A 23,204-nucleotide genomic window follows, 5' to 3' on the forward strand; every position below is an offset into this window, starting at 1 on the left:
ACTGGAGAACGCACCCGTGATCACCGAACTTGAATTCAAGAGCCTCAGCGCCCAGGGCTACAACCGCATTCCGCTGATGGCCGAGGCCTTTGCCGACCTCGAGACCCCGCTGTCCCTGTATCTGAAACTCGCCCACGCGCAGGGCGGCGGCAAGCACAGCTTCCTGCTCGAATCCGTGGTCGGGGGCGAGCGCTTCGGGCGCTACAGCTTCATCGGCCTGCCCGCGCGCACCCTGCTGCGCGCCAGCGGCTTCGGCGCCGATGCCGTGACCGAGGTCGTGACCGACGGCCGCGTGGTCGAGACCGCCGCGGGCAATCCGCTGGACTTCATCGCGCAGTACCAGCAGCGCTTCAAGGTGGCGCTGCGCCCGGGGCTGCCGCGCTTCTGCGGCGGGCTCGCAGGCTACTTCGGCTACGACACCGTGCGCCACATCGAGCGCAAGCTCGAGAAGAGCTGCCCGCCCGACGCCCTGGGCTGCCCCGACATCCTGCTGCTGCAGTGCGAGGAACTCGCCGTCATCGACAACCTCTCGGGCAAGCTCTACCTGATCGTCTATGCCGATCCGAAGCAGCCCGAGGCCTATGCCGCCGCCAAGCGCCGCCTGCGCGAACTGAAGGAGAAGCTCAAGTACTCCGTCAGCGCGCCGATCGTGAAGCCCACGCAGCCGCATCCGCCGGAGCGCAGCTTCGCCAAGGCCGACTACCTCGCGGCCGTGGAGCGCGCGAAGGAGATGATCGCCGCGGGCGACTTCATGCAGGTGCAGGTGGGCCAGCGCATCAGCAAGCGCTACACCGAGTCGCCGCTGTCGCTGTACCGCGCGCTGCGCTCGCTGAACCCGTCGCCCTACATGTACTACTACGACCTCGGCGACTTCCACGTGGTCGGTGCCTCGCCCGAGATCCTGGTGCGGCAGGAGAACACCGGCGACGGCGAACAGAAGATCACCATCCGGCCGCTCGCGGGCACGCGACCGCGCGGCGCCTCGCTCGAGCTCGACAAGGCCGCCGAGGAAGAACTCATCAACGACCCGAAGGAACGCGCCGAGCACGTGATGCTGATCGACCTCGCGCGCAACGACATCGGCCGCATCGCGAAGACCGGCACGGTCAAGGTGACCGAAGCCTTCGCGGTCGAGCGCTACAGCCACGTGATGCACATCGTGAGCAACGTCGAAGGCACGCTGAAGGACGGCATGACCGCGATCGACGTGCTCAAGGCCACCTTCCCGGCCGGCACCCTGACCGGCGCGCCCAAGGTGCATGCGATGGAACTCATCGACCAGCTCGAACCCACCAAGCGCGGCCTCTACGGCGGCGCCTGCGGCTACATCAGCTACGCCGGCGACATGGACGTCGCCATCGCGATCCGCACCGGCATCGTGAAGGACCAGATGCTGCACGTGCAGGCGGCGGCGGGGGTGGTGGCCGATTCGGTGCCCGAACTGGAATGGAAGGAAACCGAAGCCAAGGCGCGCGCGCTGCTGCGGGCGGCGGAGCTGGTGGAGGAGGGATTGGAATGAGTGCTGCTGAATACGGGCTTCCGGACGCAGAGGACGCGAAGGATTCGCGAAGGACGCAAAAGGAAGACAAAAATTTTGAAGACGACTTCTCGCACGACATCATCGGCGCGGCGGTGGAAGTGCAGCGGGTGCTCGGCGTCGGCCTGCTCGAGAGTGCCTATGCGGCAGCGCTGGCCGTCGAGCTGAACGAGCGGGAGCTGCGCTTCGAGCGCGAGGTGCCGGTCTCCGCGTTCTACAAAGGCCGCAACGTGGGCATTGCCTATCGGGCCGACTTCGTGGTCGAGGGCTCCGTGATCCTGGAGCTCAAGGCGATCGACGCAGTGGCCGACCTGCACCGTGCCCAACTGCTCTCCTACCTGCGCCTTTCGGGCCTGAAGCTCGGCCTGTTGATCAACTTCCATGCCTTCCCCGTCGTCAAGGGCATCCAGAGAATGGTGAACAAGCTATGAGTGCCTCGCCCGCGTTTCCCTTTCAGTCCTTCCTGTATTCCTTTCGCGTCCTTCGCGAAACCTTCGCGTCCTCTGCGTCCGGAAGTCCGTTTTCGAAAGGTTCGAAATGAAGCTCCTGATGATCGACAACTACGACAGCTTCACCTACAACATCGTCCAGTACTTCGGTGAACTGGGCGCCGACGTGCAGGTGCATCGCAACGACGAGATCACCGTCGCGCAGATCGGCGAGCTGATCGCCTCGGGCGTCACGCGGCTCGTGGTCTCGCCGGGACCGTGCTCGCCCGCGGAAGCGGGCGTGTCGGTGGCGGCCATCGAGGCCTTTGCCGGCAAGCTGCCGATCCTCGGCGTGTGCCTGGGGCATCAGGCGATCGGCGCGGCCTTCGGCGGCAGGATCGTGCGCGCGCAGCAGCTGATGCACGGCAAGACCAGCGAGATCACGACCACGCAGGAAGGCGTGTTCGCGGGGCTGCCCGAGAAGTTCGTGGTCAACCGCTACCACTCGCTGTCGATCGAGCGCGAGAGCTGCCCCGAGGCGCTGGCGATCACCGCGTGGACCGACGACGGCGAGATCATGGGCGTGCGGCACACCGGCTTCGCGCACGACGTGCGCATCGAAGGCGTGCAGTTCCATCCCGAATCGATACTCACCGAGCATGGCCATGCGATGCTCCGGAACTTCCTGAACTGAACGACCGACGCCCATGACCGACCGCACCGCCATCGTCGACCTGCGCAGCGACACCGTCACGCAACCCACGTCCGCGATGCGCGAGGCCATGATGGCCGCCCCGCTCGGCGACGACGTGTTCGGCACCGATCCGACCGTCAATGCGCTGCAGGAGAAGATCGCCGCGCTGCTCGGCTTCGAGGCGGCGCTGTTCGTGCCCACGGGCACGCAGAGCAACCTCTGCGCGATCCTCGCGCATTGCGGTCGCGGCGACGAGTACATCGTCGGCCAGCAGGCGCACTGCTACCGCTGGGAAGGCGGCGGCGCGGCGGTGTTCGGCAGCGTTCAGCCGCAGCCGCTCGACCATGCGTCCGACGGCACGCTGCCGCTCGCGCAGATCGAGGCCGCCATCAAGCCCGACGACGCCCACTTCGCGCGCACCCGCCTGCTCGCGCTCGAGAACACGCTCGGCGGCAAGCTGCTGCCCTTCCACTACGTGCAGGCGGCGACCGAGCTCGCGAAGCGCAGGGGGCTGCAGCGGCACCTCGACGGCGCGCGGCTTTTCAATGCGGCCACCGCACAGGCGGCGGCTGCCGGCGGCGGCGACGTGCGGGCCGAGGCGCGCCGCATCGCGCAGTGCTTCGACAGCGTCTCGGTCTGCTTCAGCAAGGGCCTGGGTGCGCCGGTCGGCTCGGCGCTGCTCGGCTCGCGCGAGTTCATCGCGCGGGCGCACCGCATCCGCAAGATGGCCGGCGGTGGCATGCGTCAGGCGGGCCTGCTCGCCGCGGCGGCCGCGCATGCGCTCGACCATCACGTCGATCGCCTCGCCGACGACCATGCGCTCGCGCGGCGCCTGGCCGCGGGGCTCGAAGGCATCGAGGGGCTCACGGTCGAGGCGCCGCACACCAACATCGTGTTCGTCGACCTCGAAGGCGCGGCCAAGGCGCGCTCGGCCGAGCTGCTCCAGAGCCTGAACCGGCAGGGCATCCTCGCGACCGGCCTCTACCGGCTGCGCTTCGTGACGCATCTCGACGTCGATGCGCCCGGCGTCGACCGCGCCATCGCCGCGATCCGCGCCTTCTTTCTCCAGCACTGAACGGGAGCGCCGCCCATGCCCGACCTGCCGCATCTGCTGGCCTTCATCGCCGCCGGCTGGCTGCTGAACCTCACGCCGGGCCCCGACGTGCTCTACATCGTGACGAACTCGCTGCGTGCGGGCGTGCGCGCCGGCATCGTCGGCGGGCTGGGCATTCTCTCGGGCTGCTTCGTGCACGTGTTCGCGGCGGCGGTGGGCGTGGGCACGCTGCTCGCCACCTCGGCGGCGGCCTTCACGGTGCTCAAGTACGCGGGTGCGGCCTACCTGGTCTACATCGGCCTGCGCATGCTGCTGTCGCGCGCGCAGCCGTCCGCCGACATGGGCCTCGCGGCCGCGGCCGAAGGCGCCGCGGAGCGCAGCCTGCGCCAGATCTTCCTCGGCGGCTTCTGGACCAATGTGCTGAACCCGAAGGTCGCGCTGTTCTTCCTGGCCTTCGTGCCGCAGTTCATCGCGCCCGATGCCGAGCACAAGAGCCTGTACTTCGCGCTGCTCGGCGTGCTGTTCATCTTCAACTCGGCCCCCGTGGTGATGGGCTGGGCCGCCGCCGCGGGCTGGATGGCGCGCCGCGGCGCGGTGCGAAAGGGCATGCACTGGCTCGACCGCACCGCGGGCGTGCTGTTCATCGGCTTCGGCCTCAGGCTCGCATTCACCGACGCGCCGGGCCGCCACTGAAAAACCACCGAGGAGAGTCACCATGATCACCCCCCAGGAAGCGCTCCAGCGCACCATCGAGCACCGCGAGGTGTTCCACGACGAGATGCTGCACATCGTGCGGCTCATCATGAGCGGCGAATGCTCGCCGGTGATGATGGCGGCGCTGATCACGGGCCTGCGCGTGAAGAAGGAAACCATCGGCGAGATCACCGCGGCCGCGCAGGTCATGCGCGAGGTCTCGACCAAGGTGCCGGTCAAGGACCTCACGCATCTGGTCGACATCGTCGGCACCGGCGGCGACGGCTCGCACACCTTCAACATCTCGACCTGCTCGATGTTCGTCGCGGCCGCGGCCGGCGCCAAGGTCAGCAAGCACGGCGGGCGCAGCGTGTCGAGCAAGTCGGGCAGCGCCGACGTGCTGGAGTCGCTCGGCGTCAACATCAACCTCAAGCCCGAGCAGATCGCGCGCTCGATCGAGGCCTGCGGCATCGGCTTCATGTTCGCGCCCAACCATCACCCGGCCATGAAGAACGTCGCGCCGGTGCGCAAGGAGCTCGGCATCAAGACGATCTTCAACATCCTCGGACCGCTGACCAATCCGGCGGGCGCGCCGAACATCCTGATGGGCGTGTTCCATCCCGACCTCGTGGGCATCCAGGTGCGCGCGCTGCAGCGCCTGGGCACCGAGCATGCGGTGGTGGTGTACGGCCGCGACGGCATGGACGAAATCTCGCTCGGTGCCGCCACGATGGTGGGCGAGCTCAAGGACGGCGAGATCCGCGAGTACGAGCTGCATCCGGAAGACTTCGGCTTCCAGATGTCGAGCAACCGCGCGCTGCGCGTGGAGACGCCCGAGCAGTCGAAGGCCATGCTGATCGGCGTGCTCGAGAACCAGGCCGGGCCCGCGCTCGACATCGTGCTGCTCAACGCCGGCGCGGCACTGTACGCGGCCGGCGTGGCCGATTCGATGGCGGCGGGCATCGAACGGGCGCGCGCGGCCGTGGCGTCCGGCGCGGCGCGCGCCAAGCTCGACGAGCTGGTCCGCATCTCTGCCACCGTCTGACCCCTGCAGCAGCAACGGAGAAAGCACAGAACATGTCCGACATCCTCGACAAGATCGTCGCGGTCAAGCACCAGGAAGTGGCCGCGGCGAAGAAGCGAAGCCCGATCGAAGCGGTGCGCTTCGACGCCGAAAGTCGCGTGCTGACGCGCGACTTCGAAGGTGCGCTGCGCGCCAAGATCGCCGCCGGCCACGCCGCCGTAATCGCCGAAGTCAAGAAGGCCAGCCCGAGCAAGGGCGTGCTGCGGGAGGATTTCATCCCCGCCGATATCGCCCAGAGCTACGCCGAAGGCGACGGCACGGTCAGCGCGGCCTGCCTGTCGGTGCTGACCGACCGGCAGTTCTTCCAGGGCGGCATCGACTACCTGAAGCAGGCCCGCGCCTCGTGCGACCTGCCGGTGCTGCGCAAGGATTTCATCGTCGACGCGTACCAAGTGTACGAATCGCGCGCGATCGGCGCCGACGCGATCCTGCTGATCGCGGCCTGCCTCGACGATGCGCAGATGGCCGATTTCGAGGCCATCGCGCGCGGGCTCGGCATGGCCGTGCTGGTCGAGGTGCACGACGCGGCCGAGCTCGAGCGCGCGCTCCGGCTCAAGACGCCGCTGGTCGGCGTGAACAACCGCAACCTGCGCAATTTCGAGGTCTCGATCCAGTCGACCATCGACCTGCTGCCGAAGCTGCCGGCCGATCGGCTGGCCGTGACCGAATCGGGCATCGCCACGCGCGAGGACGTGGCAACGCTGCGCGCCGCGGGCGTGCACGCCTTTCTCGTCGGCGAGGCCTTCATGCGCGCCAAGGAACCCGGCGAGGCGCTCGCCACGCTGTTCCGATGAACCGGCCCGACCAGCTGTCGAGCAGCGATCCTGCCGACTGGCCCGTGGCGCCGGGCTGGCAGCCGCTGGTGGACGGCTTCTTCGCCGGCATCGTGGGGCAGAAGCTGCGCAGCTTCCTGCGTGAGCGGCTCGACGCCGGGGCCGTGATCTTTCCGCCGCAACCGCTGCGCGCGCTCGAACTCACGCCGCCCGAAGAAGTGCGCGTGGTGATCCTCGGGCAGGACCCGTACCACGGCCGCGGCCAAGCCGAAGGGCTCGCCTTCTCGGTGGCGCCCGGCGTGGCGCTGCCGCCGTCGCTGCGCAACATCTTCAAGGAACTCCAGCGCGACCTCGGCACGCCGCCGCCGCCGTTTCCCGATCCCGGCGGCAGCCTCGTGAAATGGGCCACGCACGGCGTGCTGCTGCTCAACACCTGCCTCACGGTCGAGGAAGCGCAGCCGGCCAGCCATTCCGGCCGCGGCTGGGAGGTGCTGACGGACGCAGTGATCCGCCATGTGTCGGACGGTCCCAGACCCGTTGTTTTCATGCTCTGGGGCTCGCATGCGCAGAGTAAGCGCGCGTTGATCGACGTTGGGCGCCATAAGGTGCTGATGTCGAACCATCCCTCGCCGCTTTCGGCGCTGCGCCCGCCCGTTCCCTTCATCGGATGTGGTCATTTCGGCGAAGCGCGCGCCTGGCGGCTCGCCCATCAGGAAGAGGGCGAAATTCGGGGATAATGCCGGGCGTTCACGCCTCGGGCGGTTCCCGGCTTCTTCTCTTCTTGAAGCAGGGTTCCGCGTAGTCACAAAACCGTGCTATATTTCGAGGTTCGCCGGAGAGGTGGCCGAGTGGTTAATGGCAGCAGACTGTAAATCTGCCCTCTAACGAGTACGCTGGTTCGAATCCAGCCCTCTCCACCAGCGATGAATTTGGTTTCTAAGAGCGATTGGATCTAGCGCTTTGGGTGCCTTGGAGTGCCCCCGATGCGGGAGTAGTTCAATGGTAGAACCCCAGCCTTCCAAGCTGATGACGCGGGTTCGATTCCCGTCTCCCGCTCCAGAGACCCGGTTCGGCGCCGGAAGCGATTGGTTAGACAAAAGCCCTTTTGGCTCAGTGGTAGAGCACTCCCTTGGTAAGGGAGAGGTCGCGGGTCCGATTCCCGCAAAGGGCACCAGTTTTTGGGGGTTGCAACGGCCCGTTTGCAGCCCATCTGCATACGTTGAAATCGTTCTTTTCGGAGTCGAAAAATGGCAAAAGGTAAATTCACCCGCACCAAGCCGCACGTGAACGTGGGCACGATCGGTCACGTCGACCACGGCAAGACCACGCTGACGGCGGCGATCGCCACGGTGCTGTCGGCCAAGTTCGGCGGCGAAGCCAAGGCCTACGACCAGATCGACGCGGCGCCCGAAGAAAAGGCGCGCGGCATCACGATCAACACCGCCCACGTCGAGTACGAGACGGCCAACCGCCACTACGCGCACGTCGACTGCCCCGGCCACGCCGACTACGTGAAGAACATGATCACCGGTGCCGCCCAGATGGACGGCGCCATCCTCGTGTGCTCGGCCGCCGACGGCCCGATGCCCCAGACCCGCGAGCACATCCTGCTGGCGCGCCAGGTGGGTGTGGGCTACATCATCGTCTACCTGAACAAGTGCGACATGGTGGACGACAAGGAGCTGCTCGAGCTGGTCGAAATGGAAGTGCGCGAACTCCTCGACAAGTACGAGTTCCCTGGTGACGACACCCCGATCATTCACGGCTCGGCCAAGCTCGCCCTCGAAGGCGACAAGGGCGAGCTCGGCGAAGGCTCGATCATGAAGCTGGCCGAAGCGCTGGACACCTACATCCCGACGCCCGAGCGCGCCGTGGACGGCACCTTCCTGATGCCTGTGGAAGACGTGTTCTCGATCTCGGGCCGCGGCACGGTCGTGACCGGCGCCGTCGAGCGCGGCGTGATCAAGGTCGGCGAGGAAATCGAGATCGTGGGCATCCGCCCGACGGTCAAGACCACCTGCACCGGCGTGGAAATGTTCCGCAAGCTGCTGGACCAGGGCCAGGCTGGCGACAACGTGGGCGTGCTGCTGCGCGGCACGAAGCGCGAAGAAGTCGAGCGCGGCCAGGTGCTGTGCAAGCCCGGTTCGATCAAGCCGCACACGCACTTCACCGCCGAGGTGTACGTGCTGTCGAAGGACGAGGGCGGCCGTCACACGCCGTTCTTCAACAACTACCGTCCGCAGTTCTACTTCCGCACGACGGACGTGACCGGCGCGATCGAGCTGCCCAAGGACAAGGAAATGGTCATGCCTGGCGACAACGTCAGCATCACCGTGAAGCTGATCAACCCGATCGCGATGGAAGAAGGCCTGCGCTTCGCCATCCGTGAAGGCGGCCGTACCGTGGGTTCGGGCGTCGTGGCCAAGATCCTCGACATCTAAGTTTGACGAGCGGAGGGGTATAGCTCAATTGGCAGAGCGTCGGTCTCCAAAACCGAAGGTTGTAGGTTCGATTCCTACTGCCCCTGCCACCTAGGTGGCACCCCGCAAAGCCCGCCGCCTCCCGGCGGGCAGCTCGAAAAGCCCATCGCGACCCGATGGGCTTCGGCGTCTCAAGAGGCGCATTGAATGGAAGGCCGCGAGGCCACAGGAAATCAGCCAAACATGGCCACTTCTCAAATCGAAACCGTGAGCACGGGTGCCGACAAGGCCAAGCTGGCCGCGGCGGTGCTGCTGGCGGTGGGCGCGATCGTCGCGTTCTACCTGCTCGCGCGCCAGGGCTCGCTGGTGCAATGGGCTGCGCTGCTGGTCGGCCTGGCTGCGGCCGTGGCCGCCTTCGGCAGTTCGGAGAATGGCCGCCAGCTGTGGGCTTTCGGCCGCGACTCCTGGCGCGAGGTCAAGAAGGTCGTCTGGCCGACCCGCAAGGAAGCGATGCAGATGACGGCCTACGTGTTCGCCTTCGTGGCGATCATGTCCGTTTTCCTCTGGCTCACCGACAAGACGCTCGAATGGGTGTTTTTCGACCTCATTCTGGGCTGGAGAAAGTAAGAACGATGACCGACGACGCTGTTGAAACCACCCCGCCGGAGGAAAACGCCTCCGTGCTGGCGCCTGCCGCCAACCCCGATCTGCGTTGGTACGTGGTGCATGCCTATTCGGGCATGGAAAAGGCCGTCGAGCGCAACATCACCGAGCGCATCAACCGCGCCGGCATGCAGGACAAGTTCGGCCGCATCCTGGTGCCGACCGAAGAAGTGGTCGAGATCAAGAACGGCCAGAAGCGCACCACCGAGCGGCGCTTCTTCCCAGGCTACGTGCTGGTCGAGATGATCATGGACGACGAGAGCTGGCACCTGGTGAAACACACCAACAAGGTGACGGGCTTCGTGGGCGGCGCCAAGAACCGTCCGGCCCCGATCTCGCAGAAAGAGGTCGAGGACATCGTCAGCCAGATGCAGCAGGGCACCGAGAAGCCGCGCCACAAGGTCGAGTTCACCGTGGGTGAGTTCGTGCGCGTCAAGGAAGGCCCGTTCACCGACTTCAACGGCACCGTCGAGGAAGTCAACTACGAGAAGAGCAAGGTCAGCGTGTCGGTCATGATCTTCGGCCGCGCGACGCCCGTGGAGCTCGAATTCGGTCAGGTCGAAAAAACCTGATGCCCCGGCGGAGCGGGGGCGCGCGCTGCGTGCCCCGTCCGCCACTGATTCACCGGCCCCGCGCTATCCGACTCGGCGCGCGGCCTTGATCGAAGAGTCGTTCAACCCCGGGGAGCCGCGGCAAAAACCGCGGCGATATCACCCGCAAGGAGCAAAGCATGGCGAAGAAAATCGTCGGCTTCATCAAGCTGCAAGTGCCAGCTGGTAAGGCCAACCCGTCACCACCCATCGGTCCCGCACTGGGCCAGCGTGGTCTGAACATCATGGAGTTCTGCAAGGCGTTCAATGCGCAGACGCAGAGCTACGAGCCGGGTCTGGCGCTGCCGGTGGTCATCACCGCCTTCGCCGACAAGAGCTTCACCTTCATCATCAAGTCGCCGCCCGCCGGCGTGCTGATCAAGAAGGCGATCAAGCTCGAGAAGGGCTCGGCACGTCCGCACACCGACAAGGTGGGCAAGATCACGCGCGCGCAGCTCGAAGAGATCGCGAAGACCAAGATGAAGGACCTGACCGCCGCCGACATGGACGCCGCGGTCCGCACCATCGCCGGCACCGCCCGTTCGATGGGCGTGAATGTGGAGGGCGTGTAAATGGCCAAGATCACCAAGAAGCAGAAGTCGCTCGAAGGCAAGGTCGACAGCACCAAGCTGTACCCGCTGGGTGACGCGATCAACCTCGTCAAGGAAGCCGCCACCGCCAAGTTCGACGAATCGATCGACGTGGCCGTGCAGCTCGGCATCGACGCCAAGAAGTCGGACCAGGTCGTGCGCGGCGCCGTCGTGCTGCCCAACGGCACCGGCAAGACCAAGCGCGTCGCCGTGTTCGCCCAGGGCGCCAAGGCCGAGGAAGCCAAGGCCGCCGGTGCCGACATCGTCGGCATGGACGACCTGGCTGCGATGGTCAAGGCGGGCGACATGCCCTTCGACGTCGTGATCGCCGCGCCGGACGCCATGCGCGTGGTCGGTACGCTCGGTCAGATCCTCGGCCCGCGCGGCCTGATGCCGAATCCGAAGGTCGGCACCGTGACCCCGGACGTCGCCACGGCCGTGAAGAACGCCAAGGCCGGCCAGGTCCAGTTCCGCGTCGACAAGGCCGGCATCGTGCACGGCACGATCGGCCGCCGTTCGTTCGACAACGACAAGCTGCAGGGCAACCTCGCCGCGCTGATCGACGCCCTGGTCAAGGCCAAGCCCGCGACCAGCAAGGGTGTCTACCTGCGCAAGGTGGCCGTGTCGTCGACCATGGGTCTGGGTGTCCGCGTGGACACGCAAACCATCTCGGCGAGCTAAAGAGATTTGCTCCACCTCGCAAGGGTGGGGCGGATGTGGTGGGTCGCGGCGGCTTCGGTTGCCGCGGGCCATCCAAGACCGCTGGTGTGCAGGGTGCTGCACTTAATCGCCGGGCCTTCCCGCCCGGCGGCCAGCGCAGATGGCGATCCCGCTGCAAGGCAACGAGTTTTTTGTTCCGAACAGTTGGTCGCTGCATGAAGCGCGATCCGAGGCTCCGGCCGAGGGTCGCATTAAAAGGAGTAGACCTTGAGTCTGAATCGCAGTGAGAAAGAAGCGGTCATCAGTGATGTGACCAGCCTCGCCGCAAAAGCTCAAACGCTCGTGATGGCGGAATACCGTGGCATCACGGTGGCCGACATGACCAAACTGCGCAACGAAGCGCGCAGCAAGGGTGTGAGCCTGAGTGTTCTGAAGAACACCCTGGCCCGCCGTGCTGTCGCCGGTAGCGCGTTTGAGATTGTTGGCGACCAGATGACCGGTCCGCTGATCTACGGCTTCTCCGAAGACGCTGTGGCCGCCGCCAAGGTGGTGGCCGATTTCGCGAAGACCAACGACAAGCTGGTCATCCGCGGCGGCGCCTTCGGTGGCAAGGCCCTGGACGTCGAGGGCGTGAAGCAACTGGCCAACATCCCTTCGAAGGAAGTGCTGCTGGCGCAATTGCTGGGCTTGATGCAATCCCCGATCTCTCGTACCGCCCGCGTGCTCGCGGCGCTGGCCGAGAAGCGCGGTGGTGGCGAAGCTGCACCCGCCGATGCACCGGCAGAAGCGCAGGCCGCTTGAGCCTTGCGTTTGAAACATTCAACCCAATTGTTAGGAAACAAAAATGGCATTCGATAAAGACGCATTTCTGACCGCGCTCGACAGCATGACGGTCCTGGAACTCAACGACCTGGTGAAGGCCATCGAAGAGAAGTTCGGCGTGAGCGCCGCTGCAATGGCCGCCCCGGCTGCTGGTGGTGGCGGTGCCGCTGCTGCTGCCGTCGAAGAGAAGACCGAGTTCAACGTCATGCTGATGGACGCTGGCGCGAACAAGGTTTCGGCGATCAAGGCCGTGCGCGAAATCACCGGCCTGGGCCTCAAGGAAGCCAAGGACCTGGTGGAAGCCGCTCCCAAGGCCGTCAAGGAAGGCCTGTCGAAGGCTGACGCCGAAGCTGCCAAGAAGAAGCTGGAAGACGCCGGCGCCAAGGTGGAACTGAAGTAATTCAGACCCCCTGGAGGGCTGGAGGTGCCTGAAAAGGCCCTCCAGCCTTTGCCGCTTTCAGAGCGCACCCGAAAGTTGCCCGGCCGGGGCTTCTTTCGAGTGTCTTCTGACCCCGACTGCAGAAGACCCCTTGGTTCGGGCGATGTGCAACGCATCGCTGTCCGCCAACGGCTGGTAGTGGCCAGCCGCCAAGCAGTGGTGCCTCGGCACTGCTGACAAGTCGCTGAAGATCTCAAGCACCGGAGCTCTCATGGCCCAATCGTCCGCGTACAGTTACACCGAACGCAAGCGCATCCGAAAAAGTTTCGGCAATCGCGACAGCGTCGTCGAAATCCCCTACCTGCTGCAGATGCAGAAAGACGCGTACACCGCGTTCCTGCAGGCCGGCGTTCCGCCGAAGCAACGCACCGTCGAAGGCCTGCAGGCCGCGTTCGACGCTGCCTTCCCGATCGTCTCGCACAACGGTTTCGTCGAGATGAAGTTCCTCGAGTACAACCTCGCGAAGCCGGCCTTCGACGTGCGCGAGTGCCAGACCCGCGGCCTGACCTTCGCCTCGGCCGTGCGCGCCAAGGTGCAGCTCATCATCTATGACCGCGAGTCGTCGACCTCGCAGTCGAAGGTGGTCAAGGAAGTGAAGGAGCAAGAGGTCTACATGGGCGAAGTGCCGCTCATGACCGACAAGGGTTCGTTCATCATCAACGGCACCGAGCGCGTGATCGTCTCGCAGCTCCACCGTTCGCCGGGCGTGTTCTTCGAGCACGACAAGGGCAAGACGCACAGCTCGGGCAAGCTGCTGTTCTCGGCCCGCGTGATCCCCTACCGCGGTTCGTGGCTCGACTTCGAGTTCGATCCGAAGGACATGCTGTACTTCCGCGTCGACCGCCGCCGCAAGATGCCGGTGACGATCCTGCTGAAGGCCATCGGCCTGAACCCGGAATCGATCCTCGCGAACTTCTTCGTCAACGACAACTTCCGCCTGATGGACAGCGGCGCGCAGATGGAATTCGTTCCCGAGCGCCTGCGCGGCGAAGTCGCGCGCTTCGACATCACCGACAAGTCGGGCAAGGTCGTGGTCGCGAAGGACAAGCGGGTCACCGCGCGCCACACGCGCGAACTCGAGCAGTCGGGCACCACGCACATCAGCGTGCCGGAAGACTTCCTGATCGGCCGCGTGATCGCACGCAACATCGTCGATGCCGACTCGGGCGAGATCCTTGCCAAGGCCAACGACGAGCTGACCGAAGCGCTGCTGAAGAAGCTGCGCACGGCCGGCGTGCAGGACCTGCAGGTCATCTACACGAACGAACTCGACCAGGGCGCGTACATCTCGCAGACCCTGCGCATCGACGAGACGGTCGACGAATTCGCCGCGCGCGTGGCCATCTACCGCATGATGCGCCCCGGCGAGCCGCCGACGGAAGACGCGGTGCAGGCCCTGTTCCAGCGCCTGTTCTACAACCCCGACACCTACGACCTCTCGCGCGTCGGCCGCATGAAGTTCAACGCCAAGGTCGGCCGCGACGAATCGACCGGCCCGATGGTGCTGACCAACGAGGACATCCTCGCCGTGGTCAAGATCCTCGTGGACCTGCGCAACGGTAACGGCGAAGTGGACGACATCGACCACCTCGGCAACCGCCGCGTGCGCTGCGTGGGCGAACTGGCCGAGAACCAGTACCGCACCGGCCTCGCGCGCATCGAGAAGGCCGTGAAGGAACGTCTGGGCCAGGCCGAGCAGGAACCGCTCATGCCGCACGACCTGATCAACAGCAAGCCGATCTCGGCCGCACTGAAGGAATTCTTCGGCGCCTCGCAGCTGTCGCAGTTCATGGACCAGACGAACCCGCTGTCCGAGATCACCCACAAGCGCCGCGTCTCGGCCCTTGGCCCGGGTGGTCTGACGCGCGAGCGTGCCGGCTTCGAAGTGCGCGACGTGCACGTCACGCACTACGGCCGCGTGTGCCCGATCGAAACGCCTGAAGGCCCGAACATCGGCCTGATCAACTCGCTGGCCCTGTACGCCCGCCTCAACGAATACGGCTTCATCGAGACGCCGTACCGCCGCGTGGTCGACAGCAAGGTCACGAACGAGATCGACTACCTGTCGGCCATCGAGGAAGGCAAGTACGTCATCGCCCAGGCCAACGCGGCCCTGGACAAGGACGGCAAGCTGACCGGCGACCTGGTCTCGGCGCGTGAAGCCGGCGAATCGATCCTGGTGGGCGCCGAGCGCATCCAGTACATGGACGTGTCGCCCGCACAGATCGTGTCGGTGGCCGCCTCGCTCGTGCCGTTCCTCGAGCACGACGACGCGAACCGCGCGCTGATGGGCGCCAACATGCAGCGCCAGGCCGTGCCCGTGCTGCGCCCCGAGAAGCCGATGGTCGGTACCGGCATCGAGCGCGTTTCCGCGGTCGACTCCGGCACCGTGGTCACGGCCTCGCGCGGCGGCATCGTCGACTACGTCGACGCGACCCGCATCGTGGTGCGCGTGAACGACGACGAGGCGGCGGCCGGTGAAGTCGGTGTGGACATCTACAACCTGATCAAGTATCAGCGTTCGAACCAGAACACCAACATCCACCAGCGTCCGATCGTCAAGCGCGGCGACAAGATCGCCAAGGGCGACGTGGTGGCCGACGGCGCATCGACCGACCTCGGCGAACTGGCGCTCGGCCAGAACATGCTGATCGCGTTCATGCCGTGGAACGGCTACAACTTCGAAGACTCGATCCTGATCTCGGAACGCGTCGTGGCCGAAGACCGCTACACCTCGATCCACATCGAGGAACTGGTGGTGATGGCCCGCGACACCAAGCTCGGCGCCGAGGAAATCACGCGCGACATCCCGAACCTGGCCGAGCAGCAGCTCAACCGCCTCGACGAGTCCGGCATCATCTACGTCGGCGCCGAAGTGCAGCCGGGCGACACGCTGGTGGGCAAGGTCACGCCGAAGGGCGAGACCACGCTGACGCCGGAAGAGAAGCTGCTGCGCGCGATCTTCGGCGAGAAGGCTTCCGACGTGAAGGACACCTCGCTGCGCGTGGACCAGGGCTCGCAGGGCACCGTGATCGACGTGCAGGTGTTCACCCGCGAAGGCATCCAGCGCGACAAGCGCGCCCAGCAGATCATCGACGACGAGCTCAAGCGCTTCCGCCTCGATCTGAACGACCAGCTGCGCATCGTCGAAGCCGACGCGTTCGACCGTATCGAGAAGCTGCTGACCGGCAAGGTCGCCAACGGCGGCCCGAACAAGCTCGCCAAGGGCACCAAGCTCGACAAGGCGTACCTGTCGTCGGTCGAGAAGTTCCACTGGTTCGACATCCGCCCGGCGGACGACGAAGTGGCTTCGCAACTCGAGTCGATCAAGAACTCGCTCGAGCAGACGCGCCACAGCTTCGACCTCGCGTTCGAAGAGAAGCGCAAGAAGCTCACGCAGGGCGACGAGCTGCCCGCGGGCGTGCTCAAGATGGTCAAGGTCTACCTGGCCGTCAAGCGCCGCCTGCAGCCCGGCGACAAGATGGCCGGCCGCCACGGCAACAAGGGTGTGGTGTCGAAGATCGTTCCGGTCGAGGACATGCCCCACATGGCCGACGGCACGCCGTGCGACATCTGCCTGAACCCGCTGGGCGTGCCCTCGCGGATGAACGTGGGCCAGGTGCTCGAAGTGCACCTGGGCTGGGCCGGCAAGGGCATCGGCCAGCGCATCGGCGACCTGCTGCAGCAGGAGGCCAAGGTGGCCGAGCTGCGCAAGTTCATGGAGCAGCTCTACAACGGCTCGGGCCGCAAGGAAGACCTCAGCAAGCTGAGCGACGCCGAGCTGCTCGAGATGGCGGCCAACCTGCAGAGCGGCGCGACCTTCGCGACGCCGGTGTTCGACGGTGCCTCGGAAGAGGAAATCCGCGGCATGCTGAAGCTCGCCTATCCGGACGACATCGCCAAGCTCAAGGGCCTGACCGACAGCCGCACGCAGGCCTACCTGTTCGACGGCCGCACCGGCGACCAGTTCGAGCGTCCCGTCACCGTCGGCTACATGCACTTCCTGAAGCTGCACCACCTGGTGGACGACAAGATGCACGCCCGTTCGACCGGCCCGTACTCGCTCGTCACCCAGCAGCCGCTGGGCGGCAAGGCGCAGTTCGGCGGCCAGCGCTTCGGTGAAATGGAAGTGTGGGCGCTCGAAGCCTACGGCGCCGCCTACGTGCTGCAGGAAATGCTGACCGTGAAGTCCGACGACGTGCAGGGCCGCACCAAGGTCTACGAAAGCATCGTCAAGGGCGAGCACACGATCGAAGCCGGCATGCCGGAGTCGTTCAACGTGCTGGTCAAGGAAATCCGATCGCTGGGTCTCGACATCGAGCTCGAGCGTTCGTAATCAGAAGAGGAAAGAGTCACATGAAATCGCTACTCGACCTGTTCAAGCAGTTCACACCCGATGAGCATTTCGATGCCATCAAGATCGGCATGGCTTCGCCCGAGAAGATCCGTTCGTGGTCCTTCGGCGAGGTGAAGAAGCCCGAGACGATCAACTACCGCACGTTCAAGCCAGAGCGCGACGGTCTCTTCTGCGCCAAGATCTTCGGCCCGATCAAGGACTACGAGTGCCTGTGCGGCAAGTACAAGCGCCTCAAGCACCGCGGCGTGATCTGCGAGAAGTGCGGCGTCGAAGTCACGCAGACCAAGGTGCGCCGCGAGCGCATGGGCCACATCGACCTGGCCGCGCCCTGCGCGCACATCTGGTTCCTGAAGTCGCTGCCGTCGCGTCTGGGCCTGGTGCTCGACATGACGCTGCGCGACATCGAGCGCGTGCTGTACTTCGAAGCCTACGTGGTCACTGACCCCGGCATGACCCCGCTGAAGAAGTTCAGCATCATGTCCGAGGACGACTACGACGCGAAGCGCAAGGAATACGGTGACGAGTTCATCGCCAAGATGGGCGCCGAAGGCATCAAGGACCTGCTGGAGGGCATCGAGCTCGACAGCGAGATCGAGAAGCTGCGCGGCGACCTGACCGGCTCCGAAGTCAAGGTCAAGAAGAACTCCAAGCGCCTCAAGGTGCTCGAGGCCTTCCGCAAGTCGGGCATCAAGCCCGAATGGATGGTGCTCGACGTGCTGCCCGTGCTGCCGCCGGACCTGCGTCCGCTGGTGCCGCTGGACGGCGGCCGCTTCGCGACCTCCGACCTGAACGACCTGTACCGCCGCGTCATCAACCGCAACTCGCGCCTGCGTCGCCTGCTCGAACTCAAGGCGCCGGAGATCATCGCGCGCAACGAGAAGCGCATGCTGCAGGAAGCCGTCGACTCGCTGCTCGACAACGGCCGCCGCGGCAAGGCCATGACGGGCGCCAACAAGCGCGCGCTCAAGTCGCTCGCCGACATGATCAAGGGCAAGAGCGGCCGCTTCCGCCAGAACCTGCTGGGCAAGCGCGTCGACTACTCGGGCCGTTCGGTCATCGTGGTGGGCCCGACGCTCAAGCTGCACCAGTGCGGCCTGCCGAAGCTGATGGCGCTCGAACTCTTCAAGCCCTTCATCTTCTCGCGCCTCGAAGCCATGGGCATCGCGACCACGATCAAGGCCGCCAAGAAGGAAGTCGAATCCGGCACGCCGGTGGTCTGGGACATCCTGGAAGAGGTCATCAAGGAGCACCCGGTCATGCTGAACCGCGCTCCGACGCTGCACCGTCTGGGCATTCAGGCCTTCGAGCCGATCCTGATCGAAGGCAAGGCGATCCAGCTGCACCCGCTGGTCTGCGCGGCCTTCAACGCCGACTTCGACGGCGACCAGATGGCCGTCCACGTGCCGCTGTCGGTGGAAGCGCAGATGGAAGCCCGCACGCTGATGCTGGCCTCCAACAACGTGCTGTTCCCGGCCTCGGGCGAACCGTCGATCGTGCCTTCGCAGGACGTGGTGCTGGGTCTGTACTACACGACCCGCGACCGCATCAACGGCAAGGGCGAGGGCCTGGTCTTCTCCGACATCGGTGAAGTCCAGCGCGCGCTCGACGCCGGCGAGGTCGAGCTGACCGCCCGCGTGGCGGTTCGCATCACGGAGTACACCAGGAACAAGGAAAGCGGCGAATTCGAGCCGTCGACCTCGCTCGTGGACACCACCGTGGGCCGTGCGCTGCTGTCGGAGATCCTGCCCAAGGGCCTGCCGTTCTCCAACATCAACAAGGCGTTGAAGAAGAAGGAGATCTCCAAGCTCATCAACACCTCGTTCCGCAAGTGCGGCCTGAAGGAGACCGTGGTCTTCGCCGACAAGCTGCTGCAGAACGGCTTCCGCCTCGCGACCAAGGCCGGCATCTCGATCGCCATCGACGACATGCTGGTGCCGTCCGAGAAGCACGGCATCATCGACCGCTCGGCCAAGGAAGTGAAGGAGATCGAGCAGCAGTACGTCTCGGGTCTCGTGACCGCCGGTGAACGCTACAACAAGGTGGTGGACATCTGGGGCAAGGCCGGCGACGAAGTGTCGAAGGTGATGATGGCCAAGCTCTCGAAGGAGAAGGTCGTCGACCGCCACGGCAAGGAAGTGGAGCAGGAGTCCTTCAACTCCATCTACATGATGGCCGACTCGGGCGCGCGCGGTTCCGCTGCGCAGATCCGCCAGGTGGCCGGCATGCGGGGCCTGATGGCCAAGCCGGACGGCTCGATCATCGAGACGCCGATCACCGCGAACTTCCGCGAAGGCCTGAACGTGCTGGAGTACTTCATCTCCACCCACGGTGCCCGAAAGGGTCTGGCCGACACGGCGCTGAAGACGGCGAACTCGGGCTACCTGACGCGCCGCCTGGTCGACGTGACGCAGGACCTCGTCGTGATCGAGCAGGACTGCGGCACGCACGACGGCGCCGTGATGCGCGCGATCGTCGAAGGCGGTGAAGTGATCGAGTCGCTGCGCGAACGTATCCTCGGCCGTACCGCGGCCGAAGACGTGGTGCATCCCGAGACGCGCGCCGTGCTGGTGCAGGCCGGCGAGATGCTCGACGAGGACACCATCGATGCGCTCGAGTCCGACGGCGTCGACGAAGTCAAGGTGCGCACCGCGCTGACCTGCGCCACGCGCTTCGGCATCTGCGCCAAGTGCTACGGCCGCGACCTCGGCCGCGGCGGCCTGGTGAACAACGGCGAAGCGGTCGGCGTGATCGCGGCGCAGTCGATCGGCGAACCCGGCACGCAGCTCACGATGCGGACCTTCCACATCGGCGGTGCGGCATCGCGTGCGGCGGTCGCTTCGAGCGTCGAGGCCAAGTCGAACGGCGTGATCGGCTTCAACGCCACGATGCGCTACGTGACCAACAGCAAGAACGAGCTGGTGGTGATCGCACGTTCGGGCGAGATCGTCATCCATGACGAGCACGGCCGCGAGCGCGAGCGCCACAAGGTGCCGTACGGCGCGACGCTGACGGTCAAGGCCGACCAGCAGATCAAGGCCGGCCACGTGCTCGCCAACTGGGATCCGCTGACGCGCCCGATCATCACCGAGTTCGCCGGCAAGACGCAGTTCGAGAACGTCGAGGAAGGCCTCACGGTCGCGAAGCAGGTCGACGAGGTCACCGGCCTCTCGACCCTGGTCGTGATCGACCCGAAGCGCCGCGGCGCTGCGAAGGTCGTGCGTCCGCAGGTGAAGCTCATCGACGCCTCCGGCGCCGAGGTGAAGATCCCCGGCACCGACCACTCGGTGACCATCGGCTTCCCGATCGGCGCGCTGATCCAGGTGCGTGACGGCCAGGACGTGGGCCCCGGCGAAGTGCTGGCGCGCATTCCGGTCGAAGGCCAGAAGACCCGCGACATCACCGGCGGTCTGCCGCGCGTGGCCGAGCTGTTCGAAGCCCGTTCGCCGAAGGACAAGGGCATGCTGGCCGAGATGACCGGCACCGTGTCGTTCGGCAAGGAGACGAAGGGCAAGATCCGCCTGCAGATCACCGATCCGGACGGCAAGGTCTGGGAAGAACTCGTGCCGAAGGAAAAGAACATCCTGGTGCACGAAGGCCAGGTGGTGAACAAGGGCGAAAGCGTGGTCGACGGTCCGGCGGACCCGCAGGACATCCTGCGCCTGCTGGGCTCGGAAGAGCTCGCGCGCTACATCGTGGACGAGGTGCAGGACGTGTACCGCCTCCAGGGCGTGAAGATCAACGACAAGCACATCGAGGTGATCGTTCGCCAGATTGCTGCGCCGCGTCGTGGTCGACAACCCGGGCGACACCAGCTACATCTCGGGTGAACAGGTCGAACGCAGCGAAATGCTCAACACCAACGACGCCCTGCGCGCCGAAGGCAAGATCCCCGCGACGTACACGAACCTGCTGCTCGGTATCACGAAGGCATCGCTCTCGACCGACTCGTTCATCTCGGCCGCTTCGTTCCAGGAAACGACGCGCGTGCTGACCGAAGCCGCGATCATGGGCAAGCGCGACGAGCTGCGCGGCCTGAAGGAAAACGTCATCGTCGGCCGCCTGATCCCCGCGGGCACCGGCCTGGCGTACCACCAGGCGCGCAAGGCCAAGGACGAGATGGACGAGGCCGAGCGCCGCGCCATCGCCGAGTCCGAAGCCGCGGAACTGGCCGGTTCGACCAGCGATGTGTCCAGCACGGCCGACGCCAGCGAAGGCGCCGCGTCCGAATAACGCGTTAGCATCGCCGGCATGACCGGTATCCGACGCCCCCCGACCGATCCGGCCGGGGGGCGTTTTCATTTCCAGAGCCCCTTGTTGTGAAACCTCTTCGTCGATGAGCCTGCTGCCCGATTCGATGGCCGGCTGGGTCGTGCTGGCCGTGCTGCTGTTCTGGTTCGTGGGCGCGTACAACCGGCTCGTGCGTCTGCGCTCGGCCGTGCTGCAGGCCTACGCCACGCTCGATGCCGCGCTCGGCAGGCAGCTGGAGTTCGTGCAGGCCCGCATCACGCGCGGCGTGGAGGAGGGCGCGCACACCACGGCCGATGCTGCTTCGGCGTCGCCGTCGTCTGCTGCGCCGCCGCCGTCCTTTGCCGCGGCCGTCGCGCCGCTGCAGGCCGCCACCACGCAACTCGCGACGCTGCTGGGCGCGGCGCGGCAGCGTCCGCTGGAGCCCGGCAGCATGGCGGCGCTGGGCACGGCGCTGCAGGTGCTGATCAGCGCGTGGCAGCGCCAGTACCCGGATGCGGTGACGGTGTTCGAGCCCGACGGCACGCTCTCGCGGCCCGTGCCGCTGTCGCCGGCCGGCTCCGCCCCGGCGGTCGCCGTCGCCGCGGAGCCGATGGCGTGGCCTGAGCCCTCGGCCGCGGCGGAGATCGCGCGCGGCCAGTTCAACCTCGCGGTGGCGCAGTACAACGCCGCGATCACGCAGTTTCCGGCGCTGCTCGTGGCATGGATGGTGCGTTTGCGTCCCGCGGCACCGCTGCTCTGACCCCCATTGCCTGCCCCGTTACCATCGCTCCCAACTTGCCACACCTACCTTCCGATCACCACCCCGAGGCGGCGCCGGCGGCACAGCCGCCGCTGTGGCGCCAGCTGCAGCTGACCGCGGCCGCGCTCGCGTCGATCCGCGCCGGCAGCTCGGGCTCGGTCGCATTCGATGCGGTCGAACCCGCGCTGCGCCCGGGCGTGCAGGCGCTGGGCTTCCAGGTGCTGCGCTGGCTCGGCCGCGCCGAGGCGCTGCGCCGCCACCTGGCCAAGCGCACGCCGCCGCCGCTGCCCGATGCGCTGCTGTGCACCGCCCTGGCGCTCGCCTGGGATGCGCAGCATTCGCCCTACGAACCCTTCACTCTGGTCGACCAGGCCGTCGAGGCCGCCAAGCGCAACCCGGCCACGCGCGCGCAGGCAAGCTTCATCAACGCCTGCCTGCGGCGCTTCCTGCGCGAACGCGACGAGCTCGTCGCCGCCACCGACCATGAACCCGTGGCGCAATGGAACCATCCGCGCTGGTGGATCGAGCGGCTCAAGCGCGACCATCCGCGCGACTGGCAGCGCGTGCTCTCGGCCGACAACGCCCAGGCGCCGATGACGCTGCGCGTCAACCGGCTGAAGACCAGCGTGGCCGCGTACCGGCTGGCCCTGCAGGCCGTGGGCCTCGACGGCGTGCCGGTGGGCGCGGACGGGCTCCAGCTCGTGCGCGCACGACCGGTGCAGCAGTTGCCCGGCTTCGCCGAGGGCGAATGTTCGGTCCAGGACGCCGCGGCGCAGATGGCGGCGCCGCTGCTGCTCGAAGGCATGCGGGCCGTCGAGCCCGGCGCCGCGCCGCTGCGCGTGCTCGACGCCTGTGCCGCGCCCGGCGGCAAGACCGCGCACCTGATCGAGTTCGCCGGCCCGGCGGCCATCGAGGTGACGGCGCTGGAGGTCGACGCGGCCCGCGCCCGCCGCATCGACGACACGCTCGGCCGGCTCGGCCTGTCGGCGAAGGTCGTGGTGGCCGATGCCGCGCGCCCGGCCGCCTGGTGGGACGGCACGCCCTTCGACGCGATCCTGCTCGACGCGCCCTGCACCGCCTCGGGCATCGTGCGGCGCCATCCCGACGTGCGCTGGCTGCGCCGCGAAAGCGACACCGGCCAGCTCGCGGCGCAGCAGGCGGCCCTGCTGGCGGCGCTGTGGCCGCTCGTCCGGCCCGGCGGCCGGCTGCTTTATTGCACCTGTTCGGTGTTCAGGGAAGAGGGTTCGCAGCAAATCGATGCGTTTCTTGCGCACAACACCGACGCCCGATTGGCCCCCTCGCCGGGCCATTTGCTCCCTCAAAGCGGGGCGATTGCCCGCGCCGTCCCGGACAATCCCTCGGGTGACCACGACGGCTTCTTCTACGCCCTGCTTGAAAAACGCCCGCACTGAC

18 protein-coding genes, 4 tRNA genes and 1 pseudogene are annotated in these 23,204 nt (G+C 66.3%); all 23 read left to right on the forward strand.

Annotation, left to right across the window (positions count from 1 at the left end):
• Window positions 1–16 precede the first annotated feature (16 nt).
• The 23 genes and pseudogenes from trpE to rsmB all read left to right on the forward strand — a co-directional run bounded on the left by trpE (window position 17) and on the right by rsmB (window position 23,203).
• Window positions 17–1,519: an anthranilate synthase component I gene (gene trpE / locus M2165_RS12470; RefSeq protein WP_280817527.1), complete on the forward strand. Its 1,503-nt coding sequence runs from the start codon at window positions 17–19 to the stop codon at window positions 1,517–1,519.
• The gene (locus tag M2165_RS12475) at window positions 1,516–1,968 is read left to right on the forward strand and encodes a GxxExxY protein (protein ID WP_280814943.1); all 453 of its coding nucleotides are present in this window, start codon (window positions 1,516–1,518) and stop codon (window positions 1,966–1,968) included. The genes trpE and M2165_RS12475 overlap by 4 nt, the downstream gene beginning before the upstream one ends.
• 106 nt (window positions 1,969–2,074) lie before the next feature.
• Window positions 2,075–2,659, forward strand: a complete 585-nt coding sequence (locus M2165_RS12480) for an aminodeoxychorismate/anthranilate synthase component II (RefSeq protein ID WP_280814944.1) — start codon at window positions 2,075–2,077, stop codon at window positions 2,657–2,659.
• A 13-nt stretch (window positions 2,660–2,672) separates the two neighbouring features.
• A complete protein-coding gene (ltaE, locus tag M2165_RS12485; protein WP_280814945.1) occupies window positions 2,673–3,734 on the forward strand; it encodes a low-specificity L-threonine aldolase in 1,062 nt (353 codons plus the stop codon).
• A 15-nt stretch (window positions 3,735–3,749) separates the two neighbouring features.
• Window positions 3,750–4,406 carry a LysE family translocator gene (locus M2165_RS12490; RefSeq protein ID WP_280814946.1) on the forward strand — a complete coding sequence of 219 codons (657 nt, stop codon included), beginning with the start codon at window positions 3,750–3,752 and terminating at the stop codon, window positions 4,404–4,406.
• A gap of 22 nt (window positions 4,407–4,428) precedes the next feature.
• A complete protein-coding gene (gene trpD / locus M2165_RS12495) occupies window positions 4,429–5,451 on the forward strand; it encodes an anthranilate phosphoribosyltransferase (RefSeq protein ID WP_280814947.1) in 1,023 nt (340 codons plus the stop codon).
• Window positions 5,452–5,483: 32 nt separating this feature from the next.
• Entirely contained in the window at window positions 5,484–6,284 is an 801-nt protein-coding gene (gene trpC, locus M2165_RS12500) for an indole-3-glycerol phosphate synthase TrpC (RefSeq protein WP_280814948.1), read from the forward strand.
• The gene (locus M2165_RS12505) at window positions 6,281–7,000 is read left to right on the forward strand and encodes a uracil-DNA glycosylase (protein ID WP_280814949.1); all 720 of its coding nucleotides are present in this window, start codon (window positions 6,281–6,283) and stop codon (window positions 6,998–7,000) included. The genes trpC and M2165_RS12505 overlap by 4 nt, the downstream gene beginning before the upstream one ends.
• A 97-nt stretch (window positions 7,001–7,097) precedes the next feature.
• Window positions 7,098–7,183 (forward strand) — tRNA-Tyr (locus M2165_RS12510).
• A gap of 65 nt (window positions 7,184–7,248) precedes the next feature.
• Window positions 7,249–7,322: transfer RNA gene (locus tag M2165_RS12515), tRNA-Gly, on the forward strand.
• A gap of 40 nt (window positions 7,323–7,362) precedes the next feature.
• Window positions 7,363–7,437: transfer RNA gene (locus M2165_RS12520), tRNA-Thr, on the forward strand.
• Between the two features lie 73 nt (window positions 7,438–7,510).
• Window positions 7,511–8,704, forward strand: coding sequence for an elongation factor Tu (gene tuf / locus M2165_RS12525; protein ID WP_280814130.1), 1,194 nt, complete (start codon window positions 7,511–7,513; stop codon window positions 8,702–8,704).
• A 13-nt stretch (window positions 8,705–8,717) separates the two neighbouring features.
• Window positions 8,718–8,793: transfer RNA gene (locus M2165_RS12530), tRNA-Trp, on the forward strand.
• Between the two features lie 133 nt (window positions 8,794–8,926).
• Window positions 8,927–9,310, forward strand: a complete 384-nt coding sequence (gene secE / locus M2165_RS12535; protein ID WP_280814950.1) for a preprotein translocase subunit SecE — start codon at window positions 8,927–8,929, stop codon at window positions 9,308–9,310.
• Window positions 9,311–9,315: 5 nt separating this feature from the next.
• The gene (gene nusG / locus M2165_RS12540) at window positions 9,316–9,918 is read left to right on the forward strand and encodes a transcription termination/antitermination protein NusG (RefSeq protein ID WP_280814951.1); all 603 of its coding nucleotides are present in this window, start codon (window positions 9,316–9,318) and stop codon (window positions 9,916–9,918) included.
• A 158-nt stretch (window positions 9,919–10,076) separates the two neighbouring features.
• Window positions 10,077–10,508 (forward strand): 50S ribosomal protein L11, encoded by a 432-nt coding sequence (gene rplK / locus M2165_RS12545; protein ID WP_093206996.1) that lies wholly within the window; start codon window positions 10,077–10,079, stop codon window positions 10,506–10,508.
• On the forward strand, window positions 10,509–11,207 hold the full coding sequence (gene rplA, locus M2165_RS12550; protein ID WP_280814952.1) for a 50S ribosomal protein L1: 699 nt from the start codon (window positions 10,509–10,511) through the stop codon (window positions 11,205–11,207). It begins immediately after the preceding gene.
• Between the two features lie 246 nt (window positions 11,208–11,453).
• A complete protein-coding gene (gene rplJ / locus M2165_RS12555) occupies window positions 11,454–11,987 on the forward strand; it encodes a 50S ribosomal protein L10 (protein WP_280814953.1) in 534 nt (177 codons plus the stop codon).
• A 43-nt stretch (window positions 11,988–12,030) separates the two neighbouring features.
• Window positions 12,031–12,408: a 50S ribosomal protein L7/L12 gene (rplL, locus tag M2165_RS12560; protein WP_280814954.1), complete on the forward strand. Its 378-nt coding sequence runs from the start codon at window positions 12,031–12,033 to the stop codon at window positions 12,406–12,408.
• 250 nt (window positions 12,409–12,658) lie between these two features.
• On the forward strand, window positions 12,659–16,783 hold the full coding sequence (gene rpoB, locus M2165_RS12565; RefSeq protein ID WP_280814955.1) for a DNA-directed RNA polymerase subunit beta: 4,125 nt from the start codon (window positions 12,659–12,661) through the stop codon (window positions 16,781–16,783).
• A gap of 20 nt (window positions 16,784–16,803) precedes the next feature.
• A pseudogene (gene rpoC / locus M2165_RS12570) lies at window positions 16,804–21,034 on the forward strand (DNA-directed RNA polymerase subunit beta').
• A 103-nt stretch (window positions 21,035–21,137) separates the two neighbouring features.
• Window positions 21,138–21,791, forward strand: a complete 654-nt coding sequence (locus tag M2165_RS12575; protein ID WP_280814956.1) for a lema family protein — start codon at window positions 21,138–21,140, stop codon at window positions 21,789–21,791.
• A 35-nt stretch (window positions 21,792–21,826) separates the two neighbouring features.
• Window positions 21,827–23,203: a 16S rRNA (cytosine(967)-C(5))-methyltransferase RsmB gene (gene rsmB / locus M2165_RS12580; RefSeq protein ID WP_280814957.1), complete on the forward strand. Its 1,377-nt coding sequence runs from the start codon at window positions 21,827–21,829 to the stop codon at window positions 23,201–23,203.
• Window position 23,204 lies beyond the last annotated feature (1 nt).

The organism is Variovorax sp. TBS-050B, assembly GCF_029893635.1.
Lineage (GTDB): Bacteria > Pseudomonadota > Gammaproteobacteria > Burkholderiales > Burkholderiaceae_C > Variovorax.

Bases quoted from the DNA above. Each gene is read 5' to 3' on its own strand.
- M2165_RS12490 (WP_280814946.1), top strand. From the start codon at position 3,750: ATGCCCGACCTGCCGCATCTGCTGGCCTTCATCGCCGCCGGCTGGCTG.
- ltaE (WP_280814945.1), top strand. From the start codon at position 2,673: ATGACCGACCGCACCGCCATCGTCGACCTGCGCAGCGACACCGTCACG.
- rplK (WP_093206996.1), top strand. From the start codon at position 10,077: ATGGCGAAGAAAATCGTCGGCTTCATCAAGCTGCAAGTGCCAGCTGGT.
- M2165_RS12505 (WP_280814949.1), top strand. From the start codon at position 6,281: ATGAACCGGCCCGACCAGCTGTCGAGCAGCGATCCTGCCGACTGGCCC.
- M2165_RS12575 (WP_280814956.1), top strand. From the start codon at position 21,138: ATGAGCCTGCTGCCCGATTCGATGGCCGGCTGGGTCGTGCTGGCCGTG.
- rpoB (WP_280814955.1), top strand. From the start codon at position 12,659: ATGGCCCAATCGTCCGCGTACAGTTACACCGAACGCAAGCGCATCCGA.
- rplL (WP_280814954.1), top strand. From the start codon at position 12,031: ATGGCATTCGATAAAGACGCATTTCTGACCGCGCTCGACAGCATGACG.
- tuf (WP_280814130.1), top strand. From the start codon at position 7,511: ATGGCAAAAGGTAAATTCACCCGCACCAAGCCGCACGTGAACGTGGGC.
- secE (WP_280814950.1), top strand. From the start codon at position 8,927: ATGGCCACTTCTCAAATCGAAACCGTGAGCACGGGTGCCGACAAGGCC.
- nusG (WP_280814951.1), top strand. From the start codon at position 9,316: ATGACCGACGACGCTGTTGAAACCACCCCGCCGGAGGAAAACGCCTCC.
- trpC (WP_280814948.1), top strand. From the start codon at position 5,484: ATGTCCGACATCCTCGACAAGATCGTCGCGGTCAAGCACCAGGAAGTG.
- M2165_RS12480 (WP_280814944.1), top strand. From the start codon at position 2,075: ATGAAGCTCCTGATGATCGACAACTACGACAGCTTCACCTACAACATC.
- rplA (WP_280814952.1), top strand. From the start codon at position 10,509: ATGGCCAAGATCACCAAGAAGCAGAAGTCGCTCGAAGGCAAGGTCGAC.
- trpD (WP_280814947.1), top strand. From the start codon at position 4,429: ATGATCACCCCCCAGGAAGCGCTCCAGCGCACCATCGAGCACCGCGAG.
- M2165_RS12475 (WP_280814943.1), top strand. From the start codon at position 1,516: ATGAGTGCTGCTGAATACGGGCTTCCGGACGCAGAGGACGCGAAGGAT.